This is a genomic window from Caulobacter sp. (assembly GCF_965279145.1).
In the GTDB taxonomy this organism is placed as follows: domain Bacteria; phylum Pseudomonadota; class Alphaproteobacteria; order Caulobacterales; family Caulobacteraceae; genus Caulobacter.
The window spans coordinates 451,393-472,484 of the sequence record NZ_OZ257139.1 but is presented as its reverse complement, the minus strand read 5'-3'; the positions used below and the strand labels follow the sequence as shown (position 1 = coordinate 472,484).

The following is a 21,092-nucleotide window of genomic DNA, read 5'->3' as shown; positions in this document are numbered from 1 at the left end:
AGGACGCGCGGATGATGCCGCGCAAACCTTTCTGGGAGACAAAGTCTCTCCAGCAGATGACCGTCCCCGAGTGGGAGAGCCTATGCGATGGCTGCGGGCTTTGCTGCCTGGTTCGCTTCGAAGACGAAGATTCCGGCGAGGTCATTCCCACCCGCGTGCACTGCCAGCTGTTCGACGAGCACCGCTGCAGCTGCAAGGACTATGCGAACCGCCGCAAGACGGTGCCCGACTGCATCAAGCTGACCCCCTACAATATCGAGGACCTGGAGTGGATGCCCCCCTCCTGCGCCTATCGCCGCCTGCACGAGGGCAAGCCCCTGCCGATGTGGCACCCGCTGGTGACGGGCGACCCCGACAGCACCCGCAAGCAGGGCATCTCGATCCGCGACCAGACCGTCAGCGAGCTGTCGTTCGTCGAGGCCGAGGACGCCATGGACTTCGTGGCCCTGGACCTGATGAAGGATCGCGGCGACGAGATTTACGACCCGGACGAGGATTGAGGGGTTTTCCTTCTCCCCTTGCGGGAGAAAGTGGCGCGCAGCGCCGGATGAGGGGTTGAAAACCCTGTCGGAAGGGCCCGCGCGACCCCTCACCCGACCCGCTGTCGCGGGCCACCCTCTCCCGCAAGGGGAGAGGGAAGGCGCACAATCTCAAAAGTTATCCACAGCCCCTAAGCCTTCAGATACGCCAGCGCGTGGGCCACATAGTCCCGCTTGCTCAGCTCCACCCCGTTGTGGCGCAGGATGTCGTAGGCGGTGACGGCGTGGAAGTAGAACTGGGCCAGGGCCCAGTCGCGCAGGAACTGCATCCCGGTCATCTCGAACACCAGATTTCCCGGCAGGTTCAGGGTGGTGGTCCGCGTCTCCGCCCCGTCGAAGGCCGAGGCCGGGACGCTTTCCACGAAGGCGATCGCGGCGGCGACATGGGCCTTGAGGTCCTCCAGGCTGGCCTCGCCCTCGGGCATGCCGGGGCCCGTCAGGCCGGTCAGCTTGGCGACGGCGTCGGTGGCCTGGAAGCAGGTGAACCGCACCTGGGCCGACAGCGGGAACATGTCGGGCGCCAGGCGGGCGTTGACCAGCACCGCCGCGTCGAACCCCTTGGCCCGCGCCAGTTCAGCCCCCTTGTCGAGCTGGCCCGACAGGCCGTTGAGCATCTGGACGAAGGTGGGGACGGCGAGGGCGTGCAGGGTCATGTTCGGGGGTTCTGTTTGAAAGCGCCGCAGAATTCGTTGCGCTGGGTGCGCAGGTCAATAGGCCGAGCGGCCTCGCCCTTCCCGCTTTGGTCAGGGGAAGGGCGGCCCGCAAAGACCGTTAGGTCTTCTTCATCTCATTGGCGACAGGACATTTTTTCTCGATCGCGGCGGTGCCCAGGGCGTCGTACTGACCCTTCAGGTTCGCCAGTTCGTCCTTCTTGTCACTGCCCGCCAGGAAGAACAGCGCGGGCCAGAACAGGACCAGGCCTACACCCATCGCAATCTTGTCGTTCTTGGCCTGCTTGTTCTGCGAACCGGCCACTTCCTGGACCTTGGCGGAGACCCGCATAAGTTCCATTCGGATCTGGTCGCAGTCATAGTTTGAATAGGTAAGTGGAGACACGTAGCTAGAGCTGATTTTGTCAGAACTCGTGGCGCAACCCGTCATCAGCCCAGCGCAAACGCTGGCCACTATAAGCTTCCTGAACATTTTGATTTCCCCCGGAGTCTAACACCCCATGGGGACACTAATGGCGGGAATTAATCGGTCAATTCAACAATTGCGCGAAAATTCTCCCATTTACTCACATCGGGTTCCATCGCCGTAGTTCGGTTGGTCTCCTGCCATGAGGCGGCCGAGCAAGCTGTCAAAGGTGGGCTCGTCGAGCCCGACTACGGGGATAAGCTGCCCTCTATCCTCTGCGTACAGCGAATCGAATCCAACGAAATCAATGCTCTAAAACTTTCTCGCGTCTCTGGATCAGAGGCGCCCGCTGCTCCCGTATCTTTGTGTCATGGCCGGAAAAAGCGAGGGAGTTCGGGAATGGGGCGAGATGCACCAGGCCCGGCTCATGAAGGAAATGGACAGCGAGTGGGAGATCACCAGGACCGCGACCGAGGTCGCCGTCGTGGTGCTGTCCAAGCGCAAGGCGGAGACCTATGGCACGCACGCCCGCACCACGCGGGCCATCGTGGTCATGGTTCCCGAAGACAAGCCTGTCGCCCGAAAACCCGCACAGCCGGCGCCTGAGGAAGAGGCCCCCATGCATGACGATATTCCCGACGATCCGGCCGAGCTTCAGGCCGCTCTTGTCACCCAGATCAGCGGCGTTGCTGACCTTATCGAGCTCAAGCGCCGAGAGGGAGGCGATCCTCATCGAGGCGCTCGCGCCCCTGAGTCACGAGGACCGGCGGGCGCTCCTCAGCGTCGGTCTGGCTAAGGCGGCGCTGCACCAGCAACAGCCCGAACACACCGACTGGTCGGCGTGGCTGATGCTGGGCGGACGCGGCGCGGGCAAGACCTTCGCGGGCGCCCGCTGGATGGTCTGGCAGGCCCTGACCCATTCCAATCTGGCCCTTGTCGGCGCCACCCTGCACGATGTGCGCGAGGTGATGATCGACGGGCCCTCGGGCCTGCGGGCCATGAGCGGCCCGGCTTTCCAACCCCGGTGGGAGACATCGCGCAAACGCCTGGTCTGGCCCAACGGCGCCGTCGCCTACGCCTTCTCGGCCGAAGACCCCGACAGCCTGCGCGGCCCGCAGTTCCACGCCGCCTGGGCCGACGAGTTCTGCGCCTGGCCAAAGCCCGCCGAGACCCTGGCCATGCTGCGGTTCGGCCTTCGCCTGGGCGAGGATCCCCGGCTGGTGGTCACCACCACGCCCCGGCCGATCCGGGCGCTCAAGACCCTGATCGCCGAGCCCGGCGTCGCGGTCACCCGGGCCGGCACGGCGGCCAACGCCGAGAACCTGGCGCCGGCCTTCCTGTCGACCCTGCACGCCCTTTACGGCGGCACGCGGCTGGCGGCCCAGGAGCTGGACGGCGTCATCGTCGAGGACGAGGGCGGCCTGTTCCGCGCCGAGGACCTGGCCCGCTGCCGCGGCGCTGTTCCCGCGCGCTTCGACCGGGTGGTGGTGGCGGTCGATCCGCCGGCCACGGCCACGGGCGACGCCTGCGGGATCGTGGTGGTGGGCCGCCTGGGCGACCGCGCCTTCGTGCTGGCCGACCGCTCGGCCAAGGGCCTGTCGCCCAACGGCTGGGCCCGCCAGGCGGTGGACGCCGCCCGCGCCTTCGACGCCCAGGCTCTTGTCGCCGAGGCCAACCAGGGCGGCGAGATGGTGCGCGCGGTGCTGGTCCAGGCCGACCCGCCCTGCGCGGTCAAACTGGTCCGCGCCTCGGTCGGCAAACGCGCTCGCGCCGAACCGGTGGCGGCCCTCTACGAACAGGGCCGCGTGGTTCACTGCGGCGCCTTCCCGGCGCTGGAGGAGGAGTTGATGGCCCTGGGGACCGGGGATCTGGGGCACAGTCCCGACCGCGCGGATGCGCTGGTCTGGGCGGTGAGTGAGCTGATGCTGGGGGTGGCGGGGGCGCCGAGGTTGCGGGCGCTTTAAAGATCCTCCCCCTAGCGGGGGAGGTGGCGCGAAGCGCCGGAGGGGGAAGTGGCTGGGGCCGATCCGGAACCTGGATCCTGCTTTGTGTATACTTCCCCCTCCGTCGTCCCTACGGGCCGACACCTCCCCCTCTGGGGGGAGGATTTGGGCGCCAGGGCCAGAGGGCTTCGCGGATGACGGCGATGGCGCTGTCCACGGACTGGAGCACGTCACGCGCGGGAATTCTCAAGGTTATGACCCCGTTCTCGGAGAGACGTTGGTCCCTGATCCGATCCTGTTCGGGTCGGTCTTCGTGAGCGTGAGCCTCACCGTCGACCTCTACCGCCAGCCGTTTTTCGGCGCAGTAGAAGTCCAGAACATAGGGACCAAAGGGATGCTGTCGGCGAAACTTGAGGCCGCCCAGCCGACCGCCGCGCAGCTCAGACCACAACAGGATTTCGGGTAGCGACATCTCCCGCCGGAGCGATCGGGCGCGAGCGATGGGCGGCTTTTCAGGTCTCTTCATAACCCTCTCCGTTTCCCCCAAGTCCTCCCCCTAGCGGGGGAGGTGTCGGCGCAGCCGACGGAGGGGGAAGTGACTGCTGACTCAATGCGGTCTTCCCCCACCGGCCTCCGGCCGCCTCCCCCCTCAGGGGGAGGACCTGGATCGTTCAACCCTAACATGTTCCTTATTTGTTCTCAACCGCGAGGCTCCATGCCCCTGTTCCGAAAACCCCGCCCGCCCCAGTCCGAGCGCGAGGTGAAAGACTCCCGCGCCGCTCGCCTGATCGCCCTGACCACCGGCGGCCGGCCCCAGTGGACGCCGCGCGACTATGCCGCCCTGGCCAGCGAGGGCTTCGCCAAGAACCCCGTCGTCTATCGCTGCGTGCGGATGATCGCCGAGGCCGCCGCCGCCACGCCCTTGATCGTGTTCGCGGACGGCCAGCGCGCCCCCGATCACCCGCTGCAAAAGCTGCTGAAGACGCCCAATCCCGAACAGGGCGGCCCCGACCTGATGGAGGCGTTCTTTGGCAATCTGCAGACGGCCGGCAACGCCTATCTGGAAGCGGCCGGGGAGGGCGAGGCGCCGGGCGAGCTCTACGCCCTGCGCCCGGATCGCATGACCCTGGTTCCCGGCCCGCGCGGCTGGCCGCTGGCCTATGACTACCAGGCCGGCGGGCAGACGGCGCGGATCGGGCGCGACGCCGACGGCTGGTTGCCGGTGCTGCACCTGAAGCTGTTCAACCCCACCAGCGACCACTACGGCCTGTCGCCGCTGGAGGCCGCGGCCTTCGCCATCGACGTGCACAACGCCTCCAGCGCCTGGAACAAGGCCCTGCTGGACAACAGCGCCCGGCCGTCCGGCGCCCTGGTCTATTCCAACCGCGAGGCCGGCGACCGGCTTTCCGACGAGCAGTTCGACCGGCTGAAGACCGAGCTGTCCTCGGTCCATTCCGGCGCCGCCAACGCCGGCCGGCCGCTGCTGCTGGAAGGGGGCCTGGACTGGCGAGCCATGTCGCTGAGCCCGGCCGAGATGGACTTCACCGACGGCAAGCACGCCGCCGCCCGCGAGATCGCCCTGGCCTTTGGGGTGCCGCCCCAGCTGCTGGGCATCCCCGGCGACGCCACCTACGCCAACTATCGCGAGGCCAACGCCGCCTTCTGGCGCCACACGGTGGTGCCGTTGGTCGAGCGGGCGGCGCGGGCGATGACCGCGTGGCTGGCGGTCAAGTTCCCCGATGCCCGGATCGCGCCGGACCTCGACGCCGTGCCGGCCCTGTCGGCCGAACGCGACGCCCTGTGGGCGCGGCTGGAGGGCGCGAGCTTTCTGACGCCGCAGGAGCGGCGGCGGTTGGCGGGGTTGGACGGTTAGTGCCGCGAAAAGTCCTCCCCCTGAGGGGGGAGGCGGCCCGCAAGGGCCGGAGGGGGAAGTGATCCACCGCCGGCCGACTTCCCCCTCCGTCGCCCCGATGGGGCGACCCCTCCCCCCTCAGGGGGAGGACTTTTGAGAGCATCCCACCCATGCCAACCACCCCCAACCGCTGGCGGCTCGACCGCCAGATCTCGGTCGCCCTGATCGTGGCCGTGGCCCTGCAGGCCGCCGCCGCCCTGATGTGGGCCGGACGCGCCTCGGCCCGGATCGACGAGATGCAGAGCCGCCTCAACGCCCAGGCCCCCGTCGCCGAACGCCTGGCCCGGCTGGAAGAGCAGGCCTCGGCCAGCCGCGCGGCGCTGGACCGTATTGAAGCCAAGCTGGAGCGCGACCGATGACGGATGACCTCAAGATCGAGGGCTACGCCTCGCTGTTCTGGACCCGCGACCTCAATGACGACGTCACCGCCGCCGGCGCCTTCGAGGGCAGCCTGGCCGCGAGCGGCGCGGCGGGCGTCAAGATGCTGCACCAGCACGACGACGCCGAACCCGTCGGCGTCTGGGACGAGATCGCCGAGGACGCCAAGGGCCTGTTCGTCCGTGGACGGATCCTGCGCTCGACCCCGCGCGGTCGCCTCGTCGCCGCTCTGGTCGAGGCCGGCGCGCTGGACGGCCTCTCCATCGGCTTTCGCCAGGTGAAGGCGCGGCAGGACGGGCGCCTGCGGGTGCTGGGGCGTGTCGAGCTGTGGGAGGTCTCGATCGTCACCTTCCCGATGCTGCCCGGCGCCCGCCTAGTCCGGGTTCTGGATCAGTCTTAGCAGCGAGCCGTCCGGGTCGATCAGGGCGCCGATGCGCAGGCCGCTGGCTTCCAGCTTTGGCCGGTGCAGGCGGGGCCAGCCCTTGGTGGTCTCGGGCAGGCCGGCGGCTACGCACGCCGCGTAGAAGCCGTCGACATCGTCGAGCCGCAGGCACGATCCGAACGAGCTGCTGGCCGGGTCGAGTTCCGGATACGGAAAGAATTCCAGCGTCAGCGATCCGCGCGTCAGGATCATCCAGCCCTTGTCGCGCCAGCCCTGCACGAACCCCAGCGCCGCGTAGAAGCGGGCGGTGGTCTCGAAGTCGCGGGACGGCAGGTTGGGCGTGGCGTGATCGGTCATTTCGCCAGCCTGGCCTGAACGGGCTGGGCCGCGCAACCAAGATCCTCCCCCCAAAGGGGGAGGTGGCCCGAAGGGCCGGAGGGGGAAGTGATCCCCGCCGGCCGACTTCCCCCTCCGTCGCCCCGGTGGGGCGACACCTCCCCCTTCAGGGGAGGACTTTCCACAAACCGGAGAACTCCATGAAAGAGACCAAACACGCCCCGGCTTCGCCGGGCGCGATGATGCATGAGGTGCTGGCCGCGTTCGAGGCCTTCAAGGCCGCCAACGACCAGCGCCTCTCGGCCATCGAGACCAAGCGGGCCGACGTGCTGCTGGAGGAGAAGGTCAGCCGTATCGACGAGGCCGTCAGCCGCGCCCAGGACCGCCTGGACCGGGTGCTGGCCGACAGCCGTAGACCCTCTCTTGGCGTTGATGCGCCGCTGGCGCGGGTGGACGAGCGCAAGGCCGCCTTCGACCGCTACATCAAGACCGGCGAGACGCCCGGTCTGCTGCTGGAAGCCAAGGGCCTTTCCGAGGGCACGGCCACGGCCGGCGGCTATGTGGCGCCGCCGGAGCTGGAGCGGCTGATCCTGCGTCGCCTGGCGGCCACCAGCCCGATGCGCGAGATCTGCCAGGTGCGCACCATCGGCGCCGGCACGTTCCGCAAGCCGGTGTCGCCCGCTGGCCTGGCCGCCGCCTGGGTGGCCGAGACCGCCGCCCGTCCCGAGACCACGGCCCCGACGCTGGACGTGATCGACTTCCCGGCCGGCGAGCTCTACGCCAGCCCGGCCGCGACCCAGGCCCTGCTGGACGACGCCTATGTCAGCATCGACGAGTGGCTGGCCGAGGAGGTGCAGGACGCCTTCGCCGCCCAGGAGACCACGGCCTTCATCAGCGGCGATGGCGTCAACAAGCCCAAGGGCCTGCTGGCCTACACCGCCGCGCCGGACGCCTCCTACACCTGGGGCCAGGTCGGCTATCTGGCCACCGGCGTCGCGGGCGGCTGGCCGGCCAGCAACCCGACCGACAAGCTGATCGACCTGATCTATTCCACCAAGGCCCAGTACCGTCAGAACGGCCGCTTTGTGCTGAACCGCCGCACGGTCAGCGCGGTGCGCAAGTTCAAGGACGCGCAGGGCAACTACATCTGGAACGCCGCCCTGCAGCCGGGCCAGTCGGCGTCGCTGCTGGGCTTCCCCGTCACCGAGATCGAGGCCATGCCCGATGTGGCCGCCAGCAGCGTCTCGGTGGCGTTCGGCGACTTCGAGAAGGGCTACCTGATCGTCGACCGCGCCGGCGTGCGGGTGCTGCGCGACCCGTACTCGGCCAAGCCGCACGTGCTGTTCTACACCACCAAGCGCGTCGGCGGCGGGGTGCAGAACTTCGACGCGGTGAAGCTGCTGAAGTTCGCGGTTTCGTAGGCGCAAGTCCTCCCCCTGAAGGGGGAGGCGGCGCGAAGCGCCGGAGGGGGAAGGGGCCGCTGACGGTCCGCTGAACTTCCCCCTCCGTCGTCCCTGTCGGAACGACACCTCCCCCGCTGGGGGGAGGATTTCAGAAAGACCCCCACATGCCCCAATCCCTGACTCTGGCGGAAGCCAAGGGTTTCCTGCGCGTGGCCGACACCTCGGAAGACGCCCTGGTCACCCTGATGATCGACGCCGCCGAGGCCCGCGTCGCCGCCGCCGCCGGCCTGACCCTGACCCCCGCCGCGCCGGCGCCGCTGCGCCTGGCGATCCTGACCCTGGTCGCCCACGCCTACGCCCAGCGCGACGCGAGCGATCCGCCGCTCAGCCTGGTCGAGCCGTGGCTGGCCCCCTACCGAAAGGCTCGCCTGTGAGCGATCAAGCCCTGGCCGACGGCCTCGTCGCCGCCCTCAAGGCCGCGCCGGCCGTCACCGCCATCCTCGGCCAGCGCATCTACGCCCGCGCCCCCCGCGTGCCGACCTATCCCTGCCTGGCCGTCAGCCGCACCGAGAGCCGCGTGGTCGAGGGCGAGGTGCTGGAGCACCTGCTGACCCTGACCTGTGTCTCCAGGTTCGGCGGACCGGAGGAGGCCAGGGCGGTGGTCGCCGCCGTCCGCGCCGCGATCCACGACGCCCGCCCGACCATCGCCGGTCGGCGACTGGTCAACCTCCGCGTCGCCTATGCCGACGTCTTCCCCGCCGCCGACCGCGAGCTGACCCTCGGCATCGTGCGCGTGCGGGCGGTGACCGAGCCGGCCTGACCCTGAATGAACCCCTCCCCCTTGGATGGGGGAGGGGCAGGGGTGGGGGTGACACCGTCGGCGGATTTCACGCCGGCCGCGCCTCCTCCTGAACCTCTTCCACCCCCATCCCCGCCTTCCCCCATCCAAGGGGGAAGGGAGCAGATTTGGAGCCCACCCATGGCCGCACAAGCCGGCAAGGATATCCTGCTGAAGATCAGCGACGGGGCGCCCACCCCGACCTTCGTCACCGTCGCGGGCCTGCGGGCCCGGACCATCAGTCTCAACGCCAGGACCATCGACGCCACTGACGGCGACAGCGCCGGCCGCTGGCGCGAACTGCTGGCCGGAGCCGGCGTGCGATCGTGCGCGGTGTCGGGCGCGGGCGTGTTCCGCGACGCCGCCTCCGACGCCCAGGTGCGCCAGAGCTTCTTCGACCAGTCCGCCAGGACCTGGCGGCTGATCATCCCCGACTTTGGCCAGCTGGAAGGGCCGTTCCTGGTGGCGGCCCTGGAATATGCCGGCGACCACGACGGCGAGGCGGCGTTCGCGCTGAGCCTCGCGTCGGCGGGCGCGCTGACGTTCACGGCGATCTGACAGTCCTCCCCCTGATGGGGGAGGCGGCCCGAACGGGCCGGAGGGGGAAGTGATCCCAAGCCGGCCGACTTCCCCCTCCGTCGCTTCGCGACACCTCCCCTTCAGGGGGAGGACTTGAAAGGCGCTCCCAAAATGCCACCCCCCAACCCCGCCCGCGGCGAAATCGTCGCGCTCCTGGCCGGCGTCCCGCGCCGCCTGTGCCTGACCCTGGGCGCCCTGGCGCGCATTGAGGGCGCGCTGAACCTGGCCGACTGGCGCGAGCTGCCGGCCCGGATGGAGACCCTGTCGGCCCGAGAGCTGATGGCCGTGCTGGCCGCCCTGCTGGACGGCGGGGGCGAGCCGGCCGGGCTGACCGACCCTGTCACCGTGCCGGAGGCGGTCGCCGCCGTGGCCGCCGCCCTGGCGGCCAGCGCGTGAACGCCTGGAGCGACGCCCTGCGTCTGGCCGTCCGGCTGGGCGTCCCGCCCGAGGCCTTCTGGCGCCTTTCGCTGCGTGAGTGGCGGGCCCTGACCGACGCGCCCGCCGCGCCGGTGCTGACCCGGCCGGGCCTGGACGCCCTGGTCGCCCGCTTTCCCGATCAGGAGATCCCCGCATGAGCGGTTTCAACGACGACGGCCTCTCGAGCCTTCCCGCGAAGACAGCCGAGGCGGCTGCTGCTCTGGAGAGCCTGAAGGCGCCCGCCGAAAAGGCGGCCAGCGCCATCGACCAGGCCTTCGCCCGGGCGGGATCCAGCCTGGTCCAGTCCCTGGCCCGCGCGGCGGCCGACGGCGAGGTGTCGCTGGCCGAGCTGGCGCGGGCGGTGATCGGCGCGGCGGGCGCGGCTCTCAAGGGCGGCGGGCTGGGTGCGGCGGTGTCGGGGGTGTTTTCGGGCGCGAGAGCTGATGGCGGCCCGGTGACCGGCGGCGGCGCCTATCTGGTCGGCGAGCGCGGGCCGGAGGTGTTTCGCCCCGCCTCGGCCGGCAGCATTGAGCCGCTGGGCGGCGGGGGTGTTTCGGTGACGGTCAATGTCTCTGGCGGCGACGCGGCGGGCCTGGCCCGGTCGGACGCGCAACTGGCCCAGGCGCTGGCGCGGGCGGTGAGCCTGGGGGCGAGGGGGTTATGAAGAACCCTTCCCCCTCGATGGGGGAAGGGCAGGGTTGGGGGTGATGGGGCGGTGGATTTCACGCGGGCCGCGTCCGTTCGGACAGGGTGTCACCCCCATCCCCGACCCTTCCCCCATCAAAGGGGGAAGGGAGATTGCTAGATCGCCACCGCCGCGCGCATCGGCTCGGAGCCATACTTGTTCTCGCCCGCCTGGCCAGTGCTGCAGCCGACCCACAGGGTGAAGGCCAACCACACCGCGAAGGCGACGAACAGCGAGATGAAGAAGCCGCCCAGGGCGGTCAGGGCCGCCAGGTCGGGCTCGCCGTGGCTGATCGCCGCCAGGGCCGCCGAGACGCCGATCGAGATCGCCGAACCGAACACCAGGATCGGGCCGAACACCCAGGGCAGCACCTGCCACCAGCCGGTCTGACCCATGTCGTGCAGGCGCTTGGTGTGGATGCAGACCGAGCACCAGAGGGTGGCCAGCGACAGCGCCCAGCCGAAGAACGGAACCCAGCCCAGAACCACGTTGGCGCCCAGAAGGCACAGCCATCCGATCCAGAACGACTGCCGGCCGATACGGCCCTCAGGCGAAAAGAACAGATTTTTCCAGTCCATGTCGGTCTCCAAGTCTTGACCTGAACTTAGGGGCTGGCCTGCCGCAAGCGAAGTGAAAAGCGGGTCATGACGCAGACTTAATCGGCGGTGGTGTTTTGCGAGCGCCTCTTCTTCCACCGTTCATCCCCGCGAAAGCGGGGACCCAAGCCGCCTGTCCGCGAGACGCTCGGCGACGCGGCTTGGCCCTGTCCTTCCTCCCGATCCAGCTTGGGTCCCCGCTTTCGCGGGGATGAGCGGAGAGGGGGAGTTCCAACAAACAAGGAGCCGCGCCATGAGCGCCTTCCATGAAACGCGCCTGCCCGCGCGGTTGGCTTTCGGCTGCACGGGCGGCGTCGAGCGGCGGACCGAGGTGGTCAGCCTGGCCTCGGGCCACGAGCGCCGCTCCAGCCCCTGGGCCCAGGGCCGCCGCCGCTATCTGATCGCCACCGCCCCACGTCCGCTGGACGACGCCGCCGAGCTGGTCGCGTTTTTCGAGGCGCGGCGGGGCCAGCTGTACGGTTTCCGGTTCCGCGATCCGACCGACTTCAAGTCGTGCGCGCCCTCGGCCCAGCCCGCCGCCGTCGATCAGGCGCTGGGAACCGGCGACGGCGCCCGCAAGAGCTTCCAGCTGGCCAAGGCCTATGGGGTCGGCGCCGACGCCGTGTCGCGGGTCATCGCCAAGCCGGTGGCCGGCACGGTGAAGGTGGCGGTGGCGGGGGCGGTCCTGGCGCCGGCGGCGTTCAGCGTCGATGCGGCGACCGGCATCGTCACCCTGGTCAGCGCGCCGGCCTCGGGCGCCGCCGTCACCGCCGGCTTCGAGTTCGACACGCCCGTGCGCTTCGACATCGACCGGCTGGACCTGCAGATGGAGGGCTTCGCCGCCGCGCGGATCACGGCCTGTCCGCTGGTGGAGGTGCGGGTCTGATGCGCGCGGTCTCCGAAGACTTCGCCGCCCGCCTCGACAGCGGGGCGGCCACCCTTTGCCACGCCTGGGTCCTGACCCGCGCCGACGGCGTGGTGCTGGGCTTCACCGATCATGACCGCGACCTGGTGGTCGACGGCGTGACCTGCCGCGCCGCCACCGGCTGGACCGCCGGCGCCCACGAGACCGCCGCCGGCTCCGCGCCGGGTCTGGCCGCCGCCCTCGGCGCGCTGGACGACGCGGCGGTGACCGAGGCCGACCTGGAGGCGGGGCTCTATGACGGGGCCCGCGTGGCGTGCCTGCGCGTCGACTGGAGCGCGCCGTCGCTACTGGTGCGCCTGTGGACGGCGCGGATCGCCCGGATCGCGCGCCAGGGCCAGGCCTTCTCCGCCGACCTTGAGGGGCCGCTGGCCGACCTCGACCGCGTTGCCGGGCGCACGCTGGGCCGCCTGTGCGACGCGGCGTTCGGCGACGGGCGCTGCGGGGTGGCCGCCTCGGCGTTTCCCGGCGCGGTCTGCGACAAGCGCTGGGGCACCTGCGTCGAGACCTTCGCCAACGGGATCAATTTTCGCGGCTTTCCGACCACGCCGGGGGAGGACTTCGTGACGCTGTATCCGGCGGAGGGTGAGCGGAATGATGGGGGGAAGCGGTGAGGGGTCTAAGTCCTCCCCCTAGCGGGGGAGGTGTCGGCGAAGCCGACGGAGGGGGAAGTGCTGCTGACTCATTGCGGTCTTCCCCCACCGGCCCCCATTGGCATGGGGACCGCCTCCCCCTTCAGGGGGAGGATCTCCGGGATCAAGCCCTCGCCGAAGCCCGCCTGTGGCTGGGCACGCCCTATCGTCATCAGGCCAGCCTGCGCGGCGTCGGCTGCGACTGTCTCGGGCTGGTGCGGGGGATCTGGCGGGCTTTGCATGGCGCCGAGCCGCAAGCCCCGCCGCCGTATCGTCCCGACTGGGCCGAGGTCGGTGGGCGCGAGGCGTTGCTGGAGGCGCTGGGGCGCTGGCTGGTCCCGCTGGACCCCGGCGAGGCGCGTGCCGGCGACGTGCTGGTGTTCCGCATCGTCCCCGAGGCCGCCGCCAAGCACTGCGCGATCCTCTCGGCGCCCGACCGCATGATCCACGCCTATTGGGGCCGCGCCTGCGTCGAAAGCTGGCTGGGCCGCTGGTGGCGGCAGAGGCTGGCGGGGGCGTTTCGGTTTCCGGAAAAGCACCCCTCTCCCCTTGCGGGAGAGGGAGGGGCCCGATGCGAAGCAGCGGGAGGGTGAGGGGTCGCACGGCGGCGACCAACCCTGAAACGCGCCACGCCGACAGGCCTATTGACCCCTCATCCGTCGGCCTTCGGCCGCCACCTTCTCCCGCATGGGGAGAAGGAGACATGGAGATTTTCACATGGCCCAGGTGATCCTGTCCGCCGCCGGCGCCGCCCTGGGCGGGCCGGTGGGCGGGTTTGTCGGCGCGATGCTCGGTCGGGCGATCGACAACGCCGCGCTCAACGCCCTGTCGCCCGCGCGGCAGATCGGCCCGCGCATTCCCGAGCTGCGGCTGACCGGCGCCGCCGAGGGCGCGCCGATCCCCTGCGTGTTCGGGCGAGGGCGGGTGGGCGGCCAGGTGATCTGGGCGGCGCGGTTTCGCGAGAAGCGGATCGAGGGCCGGGTCGGGGGCGGCAAGGGCCAGAAGACTACCAGCTATGCTTACAGCCTGTCGTTCGCCGTGGCCCTGGCCGAGGGGCCGATCGACGGGATCGGCCGGGTCTGGGCCGACGGCAAGGCGATGGACCTGTCCGGGGTGACGATGCGCCTGTATCGCGGGACCGAGGACCAGACGCCCGATCCGCTGATCGAGGCCGTCGAGGGCGCGGCGCCGGCCTATCGCGGCCTGGCCTATGTGGTGTTCGAAGACCTGCCGCTGGAGGCCTTCGGTAACCGCCCGCCGCAGCTGTCGTTCGAGGTGTTCCGCCGGCCCCGCGCGCCCGACGCGCCGCCCGGGCTGGAGGAGCGGCTGAAGGGCGTCTGCCTGATCCCCGGGGCGGGCGAGTTCGTCTATGCCACGCAAGCCGTGCTGCGCCGCACGGGTCTGACCCGCACCCAGGCCGAGAACGTCAACAACGCCGAGGGGCGGCCCGACATCGCCGTGTCGCTGGACCAGCTGCAGGCCCAGCTGCCCAATGTGGATCACGTGACCCTGGTGGTCTCGTGGTTCGGAACCGACCTGCGGGCCGGAGTGTGCCAGATCAAGCCGGGCGTCGAGCAGGCGGCCAAGGCCACCGCGCCGCTGGACTGGCGGGCCGGCGGGGTCGATCGCGCCGGCGCGCATCTGATCTCCGACCATGACGGCGGCCCGGCCTATGGCGGCACGCCGGCCGACGCGGCGGTGCTGCAGGCCATCGCCGAGCTGAAACGGCGGGGGCTGAAGGTCAGTCTTTATCCGTTCGTGCTGATGGACGTGCCGGAGGGCTCCAGCCTGCCCGATCCCTATGGGGCCGCCGGCCAGGGCGCCTATCCGTGGCGGGGGCGGATCACCTGCCACCCGGCGGCGGGACGGCCAGGATCGCCGGACGGCACGGCCACGGCGGCCGGTCAGGTGGGAGCCTTCTTCGGCAATGCCACGCCGGGCCAGTTCGGGGCGAGCGACGGCCTGCCGAGCTATACGGGGCCGTCCGGCGAATGGGGCTTTCGCCGCATGGTGCTGCACTATGCCCGCCTGGCCCAGCTGGCCGGCGGGGTGGACGGTTTCCTGATCGGCTCGGAGCTGCGCGGGGTGACCACGGTGCGCGGCGCGGGCGGGAGCTACCCCGCCGTCAGCGCGCTGAAAGCCCTGGCCGCCGACGTGCGCGGCCTGGTCGGCGGCGGGACGAAGCTGGGCTACGCCGCCGACTGGAGCGAGTATTTCGGCCACCAGCCCGCCGACGGCTCGGGCCATGCGGTGTTCCACCTCGATCCGCTGTGGAGCGACGCGGCCATCGACTTTGTCGGTGTCGACTATTACCCGCCGGTCACGGACTGGCGCGACGGCGAGACCCATCTGGACGCTCAGGCCGGCTTCTCAGGTCCGCATGACCCCGCCTATCTGCGCGCCCGGCTGGACAGTGGCGAGGGCTATGACTGGTTCTATGCCAGCCCCGCCGCCCGCGCCGCCCAGGTGCGCACGCCCATCACCGACGGCGCCCATGGCGAGGCCTGGATGTTCCGGCCCAAGGACCTGAAGGGCTGGTGGAGTCACAGCCATCGCGACCGTCCCGGCGGCGTGCGCTCGGCCACGTCGACGGCGTGGGTTCCGATGTCCAAGCCGATCCGGCTGACCGAGTTCGGCTGCCCGGCCGTCGACCGGGGCGCCAACTCGCCCAACCTGTTCATTGATCCCAAGAGCAGCGAGAGCGTCCTGCCGCCCTTTTCCAGCGGCGCGCGCGACGCGTTCGGGCAGCGGCGGCTGCTGGAGGCGGTGCTGGACTGGGTGGCCGACCCGGCGGCCAATCCCGTCTCGCCGGTCTATGGCGGGCCGATGATCGAGGCGGCCAGCGTCTGGTGCTGGGACGCGCGGCCGTTTCCGGACTTTCCGGCGAGGGTCGAGGTCTGGAAGGACGGTCCCAACTGGTCGCTGGGCCACTGGCTGAATGGCCGCACGGGCATCGCGCCGCTGGCCGAGCTGATCCGGGCCCTGGCCGCGCGGTCGGGCGTCACCGTCGATCCGGGCGAGGCCGGCGGGGCGGTGGTGGGCTATGTCGTGGACCGGCCGATGCGGCTGCGCGACGCCCTGGCCCCGCTGCTGTCGGCCTTCGGGCTGGAGACGGTGGAGCGGGGCGACCATGTCCGCGTCGTGGCCCAGTCCGGTCGCGCCGGGGCGGCGCTGGACCCGGCTGACCTGGCCTGGCCCGAGGATCGACCCGCCGCCGTGTCGGCCGCCCGCACCCTGGTCGCGCCGGCCCGGGCCCTGCGGCTGCGCTTCATCGACGCCGCCCGCGACTACCAGACCGGCGCGCTGATCGTGCGGCGCGAGGCCGGGCAGGGGACCGCCGACGCCGACGCACCCATCGTCATGACCGGGCCCGAGGCCGAGTTGGCGGCCCGCCGGATGCTGGACGGCGCGGCGGCGGCGCTGCGCGAGCTGACCGTCCACCTGTCGCCGCTGGCCGCCTTGAGGCTGGAGCCCGGCGACCGGGTGATCCATGCGGGCGAGGCCTGGCGGGTGCTGCGGGTGGATCTGGACGAGCGGCCCCGCGCCGTGCTGGCGCCGGTGGTGGCCGCCTCGGCGCTGGACGGCCGGCTGGACTGGACCCCGGCGCCGGTCCGCGATCCGGTCGGCCCGCCGCTGCTGCGGGTGCTGGACCTGCCGGGCGCCGACGATGACGCTCGCCCCTGGGTGGTGGCCGCCGCCGAGCCCTGGCGGCCGTTCGACATCCATGCCGGCGGCGATCTCGACACCCTGCGCCTGCGGGCCAGGTTGGCCGCGCCCGCCACCCTGGGTCAGACCCTGACCGACCTGGCGCCAGCCTCACCCCATCGGCTGGACCGGTCCGGCCGTCTGACCGTGCGGCTGGAGGGCGTCTCGCCCCAGAGCCGGACCCTGGCCGCCGTGCTGGCCGGCGACAACGCCCTGGCGGTGCTGGCGACCTCGGGCGAGTGGGAAATCATCGGCTTCACCACGGCGCAGCTGGTCGGCGAGGACGTCTGGACCCTGTCGGGCCTGCTGCGCGGCCAGCGCGACGGCGCGGCGGACGAGGCCGTGATCCCGGCCGGGGCGGCGGTGGCGCTGCTGGATGACGCCGTGGTCCGGCTGGACGTCGCGCCGTTCGAGCGCGGCGCGCCGTTGCTGGTCCGCGCGGCCCCGGCCGGCGGGCCGCCTTCGGGACCGTCGATGACCGAGGCGACGGTGGTGTGGCGGGCCCGCGCCCTGCGGCCCCTGGCGCCGGCCCACCTGAGGGTGAAGGCGTCGTCGGGCGACCGCGTGATCAGCTGGATCCGCCGCGACCGCCTGGGCGGCGATGTCTGGGACGGGGAAACGCCGCTGGGCGAGGCGCGCGAGGTCTATCGTCTGCGCATCCTGAACGGCGCGGCGGTGGTCCGTGAGGTTGAGCTGGACAGCCCCGCCTTCGTCCACACCGCCGCGATGCGCGCCGCCGATCTGGCGGCCGCAAGCGCCGGATCTTTGAGCGTCGAGGTCGCTCAGGGCTCGGCTTCAGTGGGTTGGGGTGTCTTTACGACAAGGTTGCTGTGATAATAATGCAACATAACGCTTGTGCGCCGCCGCGAATGGCCTAAGTGAGGGCGGGCCTATCCAATCACAACTCGAGGACCTTCCTTGGCGCGCGACCCTTATCAGGAACTAGGTGTTTCCCGGACCGCGAGCGCGGACGAGATCCGCAAGGCGTTCCGCAAGCTCGCCAAGCAGTTTCACCCCGACACCAATCCGGGCAATGCGGCGGCCGAGGAACGCTTCAAGCAGGTCAGCGCCGCCTTCGACATCCTGGGCGACGCGGCCAAGAAGAAGAAGTTCGACGCCGGCGAGATCGACGCCGACGGTCGCGAGACCATGCGCGGCTTTGGCGGCGCCTCGGGCGCGGGCAATCCGTTCGGGGCCGGCGGCTTTCAGCGCGGCGGCTTCTCGGCGCGCACCGGCGACGGGCCCGAGGTCGACCTGGGCGACCTGTTCGGCGACATCCTGGGCCGCGGCGCGCGCGGGGGTGGCGGGTTCGGCGGCGGCGCGGGCGGCGGCGGCTTCTCGCCGCGCGGCGCCGACGTCAAGGCGCGCCTCGACATCGACCTGGAAGAAGCCATTCGCGGCGGCAAGAAGCGCGTCGCCTTCTCGGACGGCCGCACCATCGACGTGACCATCCCGGTCGGCGCCCAGGAAGGCCAGACCCTGCGCCTGAAAGGCCAGGGCAGCCCCGGCCGCGCCGGCCCCGGCGACGCCCTGATCGAGCTGACCTTCAAGCCGCACCCGATTTATCGCCGCGAGGGCGAGACCCTGGTCATGGACCTGCCCGTCTCGATCCCCGACGCTGTGCTGGGCGGCAAGGTCGAGGCCCCGACGCCCGACGGCAATGTCATGCTGGCCGTGCCCAAGGGCTCCAGCAGCGGCGCCACCCTGCGTCTCAAGGGCCGGGGCCTGGTCGACGCCAAGGGCAAGCGCGGCGACCTGCTGGCCCGGCTGATGCTGACGCTGCCGGAGACGATCGACCCCGACCTGGAAAAGTTCGCCCAGGCCTGGCGGGAGCAGAAGCCCTACACGCCGAAGCGGAAGTAGGCCGGCCTACCAGTGCAGCAGCCAGGTTCCGTCAACCCGGACCCCGTGGCCCTGCAGGGTGATCCTGTGATCCCGGGGCCCCATCGGTCCCACGTCGCCGATGCGGTGCAGAAGCAGGCCTGAGTGCAGCGCCATGACACCCCGCGAATAGGGGTGGAAGGTCTTGTGCTTGCGGTCCTTGATCCGGTCGATGTCGGTGTCCATCCCCATGTCGCCGGCCCGGCGCACGTCGTGGGGCGTCAGGTTCCACAGATCCAGTCCGCCCCCCGCCGCCGGCAGGCTGATCGGCAGGGTGAAGCTGATCGGCGGGACCAGATCCAGCGGCCGCTCCCACGGAAGATACTGATATTGCCCGTCGAAATGCACCGGCGCGCGGGCCGCCGAGGCGATCGCCTCGCCCATGAAGATGTGGAAGCCGGGCAGGGCGAAGACGTCGGTGAAGGCGACGGGCTCGCCCAGATGGTTCTCAAGCGTCGACCGCAGACTCTCGTAGAGATCGTCGAACTCAAGCCAGAGCAGCGTGTTTTCCTCGGGGGCGCGCTCCAGATAGTCGCGCCGCGGATCGTCCGAGCAGCAGAAGTCGAGATAGGACGCCGCGCCCAGCGTGTGGAACTGCGTGCGGTCGCGATCGCCGCGCCCGATCCAGGACCCGCGCAGCGCCATCACCCGCGCCAGCACCGAGTCCGCCCCGGCCACGTCCAGCAGCGGCAGGTCGACGATCAGGGTCGGGAGATCAGCTGTTCGACCAACGATCTCGTAATTGCGCCTTGGGCTCGGCGATCGTAGCTGTCGTAACCCGGCATCGGATTGGCCTCGAGACACCAGAACCTCCCGTCGTCATCCAGCTTGAAGTCCCAGCCCGCGAACACCAGGCCGGCCTGTCGCGTGGCGGCGACGATCTGCGCGGCCAGGTCGGCGGGCGGTTCAAAGGGGCGAAATCTGGCCGGCGCGACGCGATAGTCGACGGCCTGGCTTTCGATCAGTTCGGCGTGGACGGTCTGGCCGATCACGTGCAGGCGCGCGTCGCGGCCGATGATCCGTCGTTGCAGATGAACCGGGCCGCGCTCGGGGGTGAAATCGGCGAAATCGGCGCCGGTCACGCGCCGCGTGTCGGCCCGCACGCCCGCCACCGACTTGGCGATGCAGGGTCCCTCTTCGGCGAACGCGGTCAGTCTGTCGCGCTGACTGGAGGTCAGGCTTTCGGGCACGGCGAAGCCGTTTCGGCGCAGCCAGGTCTCGTGCAGCGGCTTGGAGCCGTTGTCGGCCGAATGGCCCGGCCGGTTGGCCACCCGCCCCGGCGTTTGTTCAAGCCATGCCGCCAGCCCGGAGATCAGCGATCGCCAGCGCCGCCGCCGCGCCGACCCGCCCGACACGGACGACAGGTCGATGAGGCGGCAATAGACCGCGTGTTCGGGGCGCAGGTCGATGCGGCGGCCGCCGAACGCGATCCAGGCCGGTGTGTCGAGGTTCAGCGGCAGACACCATTCCCCGCCCACGGCGGCGCGCAGGTTGATCAGGTCCAGGCGCTCCACCATCCGGGAGGCCTGGCGCGTGAAATGCGAGAGCGTGGGGTCGGTGTCCAGCCCGATGGCGATCAGCATCCCAGCCTCGCCAGCAAGGCCGGGGCGACGTCCGTCCAGACGGGCCACAGCTGCTCCAGGCTGGGATAGGGATCAACACGCGCCAGCCGGGCGGCGTCATGACCGGCGCCGACGCCCCAGATCACCGTCGCGAAGGCCAGCTCCAGCCCGCGCGCCGCCTCGATGCTGCGCGCCTCCAGGTTCAGGGGCGTCAGGTCCACCGTCGAGCTCTTCCAGGCCTGGTCGCCCAACACGATGACGCGCTCGTAGCGTTCATCCTTCAGGAGCGGTCGCGCCCGCCCGAGGGCCCGGACCCCTCCGGCCTTCAGCCACCGCCGGGCGGGCTGGCCAGAGGGCTCTATCGCCCAGGGCCGGGCGTCGGGCGGTGCGCCGCGCCGTCGTTCGGCCAGATGCAATTCAGGTGTGGGCGGCGCGGCGGCGCGGGCTTCCACGATCGCGCCGGAGGGCGACCAGCGCCCCTCCGGGCCGAACGCGCCGGGACGGTTGATCACCGGCGAGGTCGCCAGGGCGGCGGCGGCCCACAGCGTGGCCCAGGCCTCGCCGCGCAGGAACCGCTCGTCCGACGTCAGCGGGGCCGCGGGCGGGGCCCGGGGGCGCAGCATCATCGGAACATCGGGTTCGACGCGGACATTGTCCGGGCCGCCGGCGATGGTGAACAGCCGCGCCGCCTGGTCGTGGTTCAGCAGTATGGCCTGACGGCCCCGACCCAGGGCGATGCTGGCGATACCCGCCGCCACCGGATCATCCGGTTCGCAGACCAACAGGAGGTCCATGCCGGCGACCTCGTCAGATCAGCGGGCCGCTCTTGAGCAGATGCTGCATGCGCTGGCCATGGATCCCGCCGACGGCGTCGAGGGCCTTCCAGCTCAGGGCTTCGGTTTGCCCGTAGCGGAACACCGGATTGATCACCTCGTCGCCCGGGAAGCCGCTGTCGCCGCCCTCCTTGAAGTCCTTGCCCTCTTTGAAATCCTTGCCTTCCTTGAAGTCCTTGCCTTCCTTGAAGCCCTTTTCGGTGACGCCGCCCGGACCGATCGTTCCGGGGTCGAAACCGCCGACGCGGCCCGGATTGACCAGTTCGCCGTCGACCCAGCGATCGACGCCGTCGACAGCGCCGTTCTTGCCGTCCGTCTTGAGCTCGGGCTTGGCCTTGAGGCCTCGCTCGATCAGCTCCTGCACGGTCTTGGCGATGACGCCGCGATTGCCGCGCGCCATTCCCGCCAGCAGTTCCCGCCGATGCGCCAACGGCAGAAACGCCGTGGCCGCGTGGGATTTTGAGTTCGCCAT

Annotated in this window: 26 protein-coding genes and 1 pseudogene; 18 read left to right on the top strand and 9 right to left on the bottom strand. The window is 70.7% G+C overall.

Annotation, left to right across the window (positions count from 1 at the left end):
- Positions 1-11 precede the first annotated feature (11 nt).
- Positions 12-500 (top strand): YcgN family cysteine cluster protein, encoded by a 489-nt coding sequence (locus tag ACQY9P_RS02280; RefSeq protein ID WP_421736872.1) that lies wholly within the window; start codon positions 12-14, stop codon positions 498-500.
- Between the two features lie 170 nt (positions 501-670).
- Here the strand turns inward: ACQY9P_RS02280 and ACQY9P_RS02275 are convergent, their stop codons facing one another.
- On the bottom strand, positions 671-1,192 hold the full coding sequence (locus ACQY9P_RS02275) for a DUF1993 domain-containing protein (protein WP_421736873.1): 522 nt from the start codon (positions 1,190-1,192) through the stop codon (positions 671-673).
- 118 nt (positions 1,193-1,310) lie between these two features.
- The gene (locus ACQY9P_RS02270; RefSeq protein ID WP_421736874.1) at positions 1,311-1,550 is read right to left on the bottom strand and encodes a hypothetical protein; all 240 of its coding nucleotides are present in this window, start codon (positions 1,548-1,550) and stop codon (positions 1,311-1,313) included.
- Positions 1,551-1,986: 436 nt separating this feature from the next.
- Between ACQY9P_RS02270 and ACQY9P_RS02265 the strand changes: the two genes are divergently transcribed.
- Both ACQY9P_RS02265 and ACQY9P_RS02260 read left to right on the top strand, forming a co-directional pair.
- Positions 1,987-2,412, top strand: coding sequence for a hypothetical protein (locus tag ACQY9P_RS02265; protein ID WP_421736875.1), 426 nt, complete (start codon positions 1,987-1,989; stop codon positions 2,410-2,412).
- Between the two features lie 52 nt (positions 2,413-2,464).
- Positions 2,465-3,580, top strand: a complete 1,116-nt coding sequence (locus ACQY9P_RS02260; RefSeq protein ID WP_428151064.1) for a DNA-packaging protein — start codon at positions 2,465-2,467, stop codon at positions 3,578-3,580.
- 109 nt (positions 3,581-3,689) lie between these two features.
- Here the strand turns inward: ACQY9P_RS02260 and ACQY9P_RS02255 are convergent, their stop codons facing one another.
- Positions 3,690-4,031 (bottom strand): endonuclease domain-containing protein, encoded by a 342-nt coding sequence (locus ACQY9P_RS02255; protein ID WP_428151625.1) that lies wholly within the window; start codon positions 4,029-4,031, stop codon positions 3,690-3,692.
- A gap of 190 nt (positions 4,032-4,221) precedes the next feature.
- Between ACQY9P_RS02255 and ACQY9P_RS02250 the strand changes: the two are divergent.
- The 3 genes and pseudogenes from ACQY9P_RS02250 to ACQY9P_RS02240 all read left to right on the top strand — a co-directional run bounded on the left by ACQY9P_RS02250 (position 4,222) and on the right by ACQY9P_RS02240 (position 6,249).
- Positions 4,222-5,432: pseudogene (locus ACQY9P_RS02250) on the top strand (phage portal protein).
- A gap of 149 nt (positions 5,433-5,581) precedes the next feature.
- A complete protein-coding gene (locus tag ACQY9P_RS02245; RefSeq protein ID WP_421736878.1) occupies positions 5,582-5,830 on the top strand; it encodes a hypothetical protein in 249 nt (82 codons plus the stop codon).
- The gene (locus ACQY9P_RS02240) at positions 5,827-6,249 is read left to right on the top strand and encodes an HK97 family phage prohead protease (protein ID WP_421736879.1); all 423 of its coding nucleotides are present in this window, start codon (positions 5,827-5,829) and stop codon (positions 6,247-6,249) included. The genes ACQY9P_RS02245 and ACQY9P_RS02240 overlap by 4 nt, the downstream gene beginning before the upstream one ends.
- Here ACQY9P_RS02240 and ACQY9P_RS02235 read toward each other — a convergent pair.
- Positions 6,223-6,588, bottom strand: a complete 366-nt coding sequence (locus ACQY9P_RS02235) for a bleomycin resistance protein (RefSeq protein ID WP_421736880.1) — start codon at positions 6,586-6,588, stop codon at positions 6,223-6,225. The two genes, ACQY9P_RS02240 and ACQY9P_RS02235, sit on opposite strands and share 27 nt — an antisense overlap.
- 179 nt (positions 6,589-6,767) lie before the next feature.
- Between ACQY9P_RS02235 and ACQY9P_RS02230 the strand changes: the two genes are divergently transcribed.
- From ACQY9P_RS02230 to ACQY9P_RS02200, 7 genes are all read left to right on the top strand, one after another.
- Positions 6,768-7,988 (top strand): phage major capsid protein, encoded by a 1,221-nt coding sequence (locus tag ACQY9P_RS02230; RefSeq protein WP_421736881.1) that lies wholly within the window; start codon positions 6,768-6,770, stop codon positions 7,986-7,988.
- Positions 7,989-8,134: 146 nt separating this feature from the next.
- A complete protein-coding gene (locus tag ACQY9P_RS02225; protein ID WP_421736882.1) occupies positions 8,135-8,404 on the top strand; it encodes a head-tail connector protein in 270 nt (89 codons plus the stop codon).
- Positions 8,401-8,790, top strand: a complete 390-nt coding sequence (locus ACQY9P_RS02220) for a DUF3168 domain-containing protein (RefSeq protein ID WP_421736883.1) — start codon at positions 8,401-8,403, stop codon at positions 8,788-8,790. Before ACQY9P_RS02225 ends, ACQY9P_RS02220 begins: the two co-directional genes overlap by 4 nt.
- Positions 8,791-8,949: 159 nt before the next feature.
- Positions 8,950-9,366: a phage major tail protein, TP901-1 family gene (locus ACQY9P_RS02215; RefSeq protein WP_421736884.1), complete on the top strand. Its 417-nt coding sequence runs from the start codon at positions 8,950-8,952 to the stop codon at positions 9,364-9,366.
- A 132-nt stretch (positions 9,367-9,498) separates the two neighbouring features.
- Complete coding sequence (locus ACQY9P_RS02210; RefSeq protein WP_421736885.1) at positions 9,499-9,783, top strand: GTA-gp10 family protein; 285 nt, start codon at positions 9,499-9,501, stop codon at positions 9,781-9,783.
- Entirely contained in the window at positions 9,780-9,962 is a 183-nt protein-coding gene (locus ACQY9P_RS02205) for a phage tail assembly chaperone (RefSeq protein ID WP_421736886.1), read from the top strand. Before ACQY9P_RS02210 ends, ACQY9P_RS02205 begins: the two co-directional genes overlap by 4 nt.
- Positions 9,959-10,468, top strand: coding sequence for a phage tail tape measure protein (locus ACQY9P_RS02200; protein WP_421736887.1), 510 nt, complete (start codon positions 9,959-9,961; stop codon positions 10,466-10,468). Before ACQY9P_RS02205 ends, ACQY9P_RS02200 begins: the two co-directional genes overlap by 4 nt.
- A 137-nt stretch (positions 10,469-10,605) precedes the next feature.
- Here the strand turns inward: ACQY9P_RS02200 and ACQY9P_RS02195 are convergent, their stop codons facing one another.
- Positions 10,606-11,067, bottom strand: coding sequence for a DUF805 domain-containing protein (locus tag ACQY9P_RS02195; protein ID WP_421736888.1), 462 nt, complete (start codon positions 11,065-11,067; stop codon positions 10,606-10,608).
- Positions 11,068-11,338: 271 nt separating this feature from the next.
- Here ACQY9P_RS02195 and ACQY9P_RS02190 point away from each other — a divergent pair, with 271 nt between their 5' ends.
- The 5 genes from ACQY9P_RS02190 to ACQY9P_RS02170 all read left to right on the top strand — a co-directional run bounded on the left by ACQY9P_RS02190 (position 11,339) and on the right by ACQY9P_RS02170 (position 18,207).
- Positions 11,339-11,971, top strand: coding sequence for a phage distal tail protein, Rcc01695 family (locus tag ACQY9P_RS02190; RefSeq protein ID WP_421736889.1), 633 nt, complete (start codon positions 11,339-11,341; stop codon positions 11,969-11,971).
- Positions 11,971-12,621, top strand: coding sequence for a baseplate hub protein (locus tag ACQY9P_RS02185; RefSeq protein WP_421736890.1), 651 nt, complete (start codon positions 11,971-11,973; stop codon positions 12,619-12,621). Before ACQY9P_RS02190 ends, ACQY9P_RS02185 begins: the two co-directional genes overlap by 1 nt.
- Before the next feature lie 71 nt (positions 12,622-12,692).
- The gene (locus ACQY9P_RS02180) at positions 12,693-13,232 is read left to right on the top strand and encodes an NlpC/P60 family protein (protein WP_421736891.1); all 540 of its coding nucleotides are present in this window, start codon (positions 12,693-12,695) and stop codon (positions 13,230-13,232) included.
- A gap of 124 nt (positions 13,233-13,356) precedes the next feature.
- A complete protein-coding gene (locus ACQY9P_RS02175; RefSeq protein ID WP_421736892.1) occupies positions 13,357-17,178 on the top strand; it encodes a baseplate multidomain protein megatron in 3,822 nt (1,273 codons plus the stop codon).
- 84 nt (positions 17,179-17,262) lie between these two features.
- Positions 17,263-18,207, top strand: coding sequence for a DnaJ C-terminal domain-containing protein (locus ACQY9P_RS02170; RefSeq protein WP_421736893.1), 945 nt, complete (start codon positions 17,263-17,265; stop codon positions 18,205-18,207).
- 6 nt (positions 18,208-18,213) lie between these two features.
- On the opposite strand, the gene ACQY9P_RS02165 is transcribed toward ACQY9P_RS02170, so the two are convergent.
- From ACQY9P_RS02165 to ACQY9P_RS02150, 4 genes are read right to left on the bottom strand one after another with little or no spacing between them, the layout of a single operon-like run.
- Entirely contained in the window at positions 18,214-18,903 is a 690-nt protein-coding gene (locus ACQY9P_RS02165) for a hypothetical protein (RefSeq protein WP_421736894.1), read from the bottom strand.
- A gap of 23 nt (positions 18,904-18,926) precedes the next feature.
- Positions 18,927-19,808, bottom strand: a complete 882-nt coding sequence (locus ACQY9P_RS02160; protein ID WP_421736895.1) for an ATP-grasp domain-containing protein — start codon at positions 19,806-19,808, stop codon at positions 18,927-18,929.
- Positions 19,802-20,581 carry a hypothetical protein gene (locus ACQY9P_RS02155; RefSeq protein WP_421736896.1) on the bottom strand — a complete coding sequence of 260 codons (780 nt, stop codon included), beginning with the start codon at positions 20,579-20,581 and terminating at the stop codon, positions 19,802-19,804. Before ACQY9P_RS02155 ends, ACQY9P_RS02160 begins: the two co-directional genes overlap by 7 nt.
- Positions 20,582-20,594: 13 nt before the next feature.
- Positions 20,595-21,092 carry a hypothetical protein gene (locus ACQY9P_RS02150; RefSeq protein WP_421736897.1) on the bottom strand — a complete coding sequence of 166 codons (498 nt, stop codon included), beginning with the start codon at positions 21,090-21,092 and terminating at the stop codon, positions 20,595-20,597.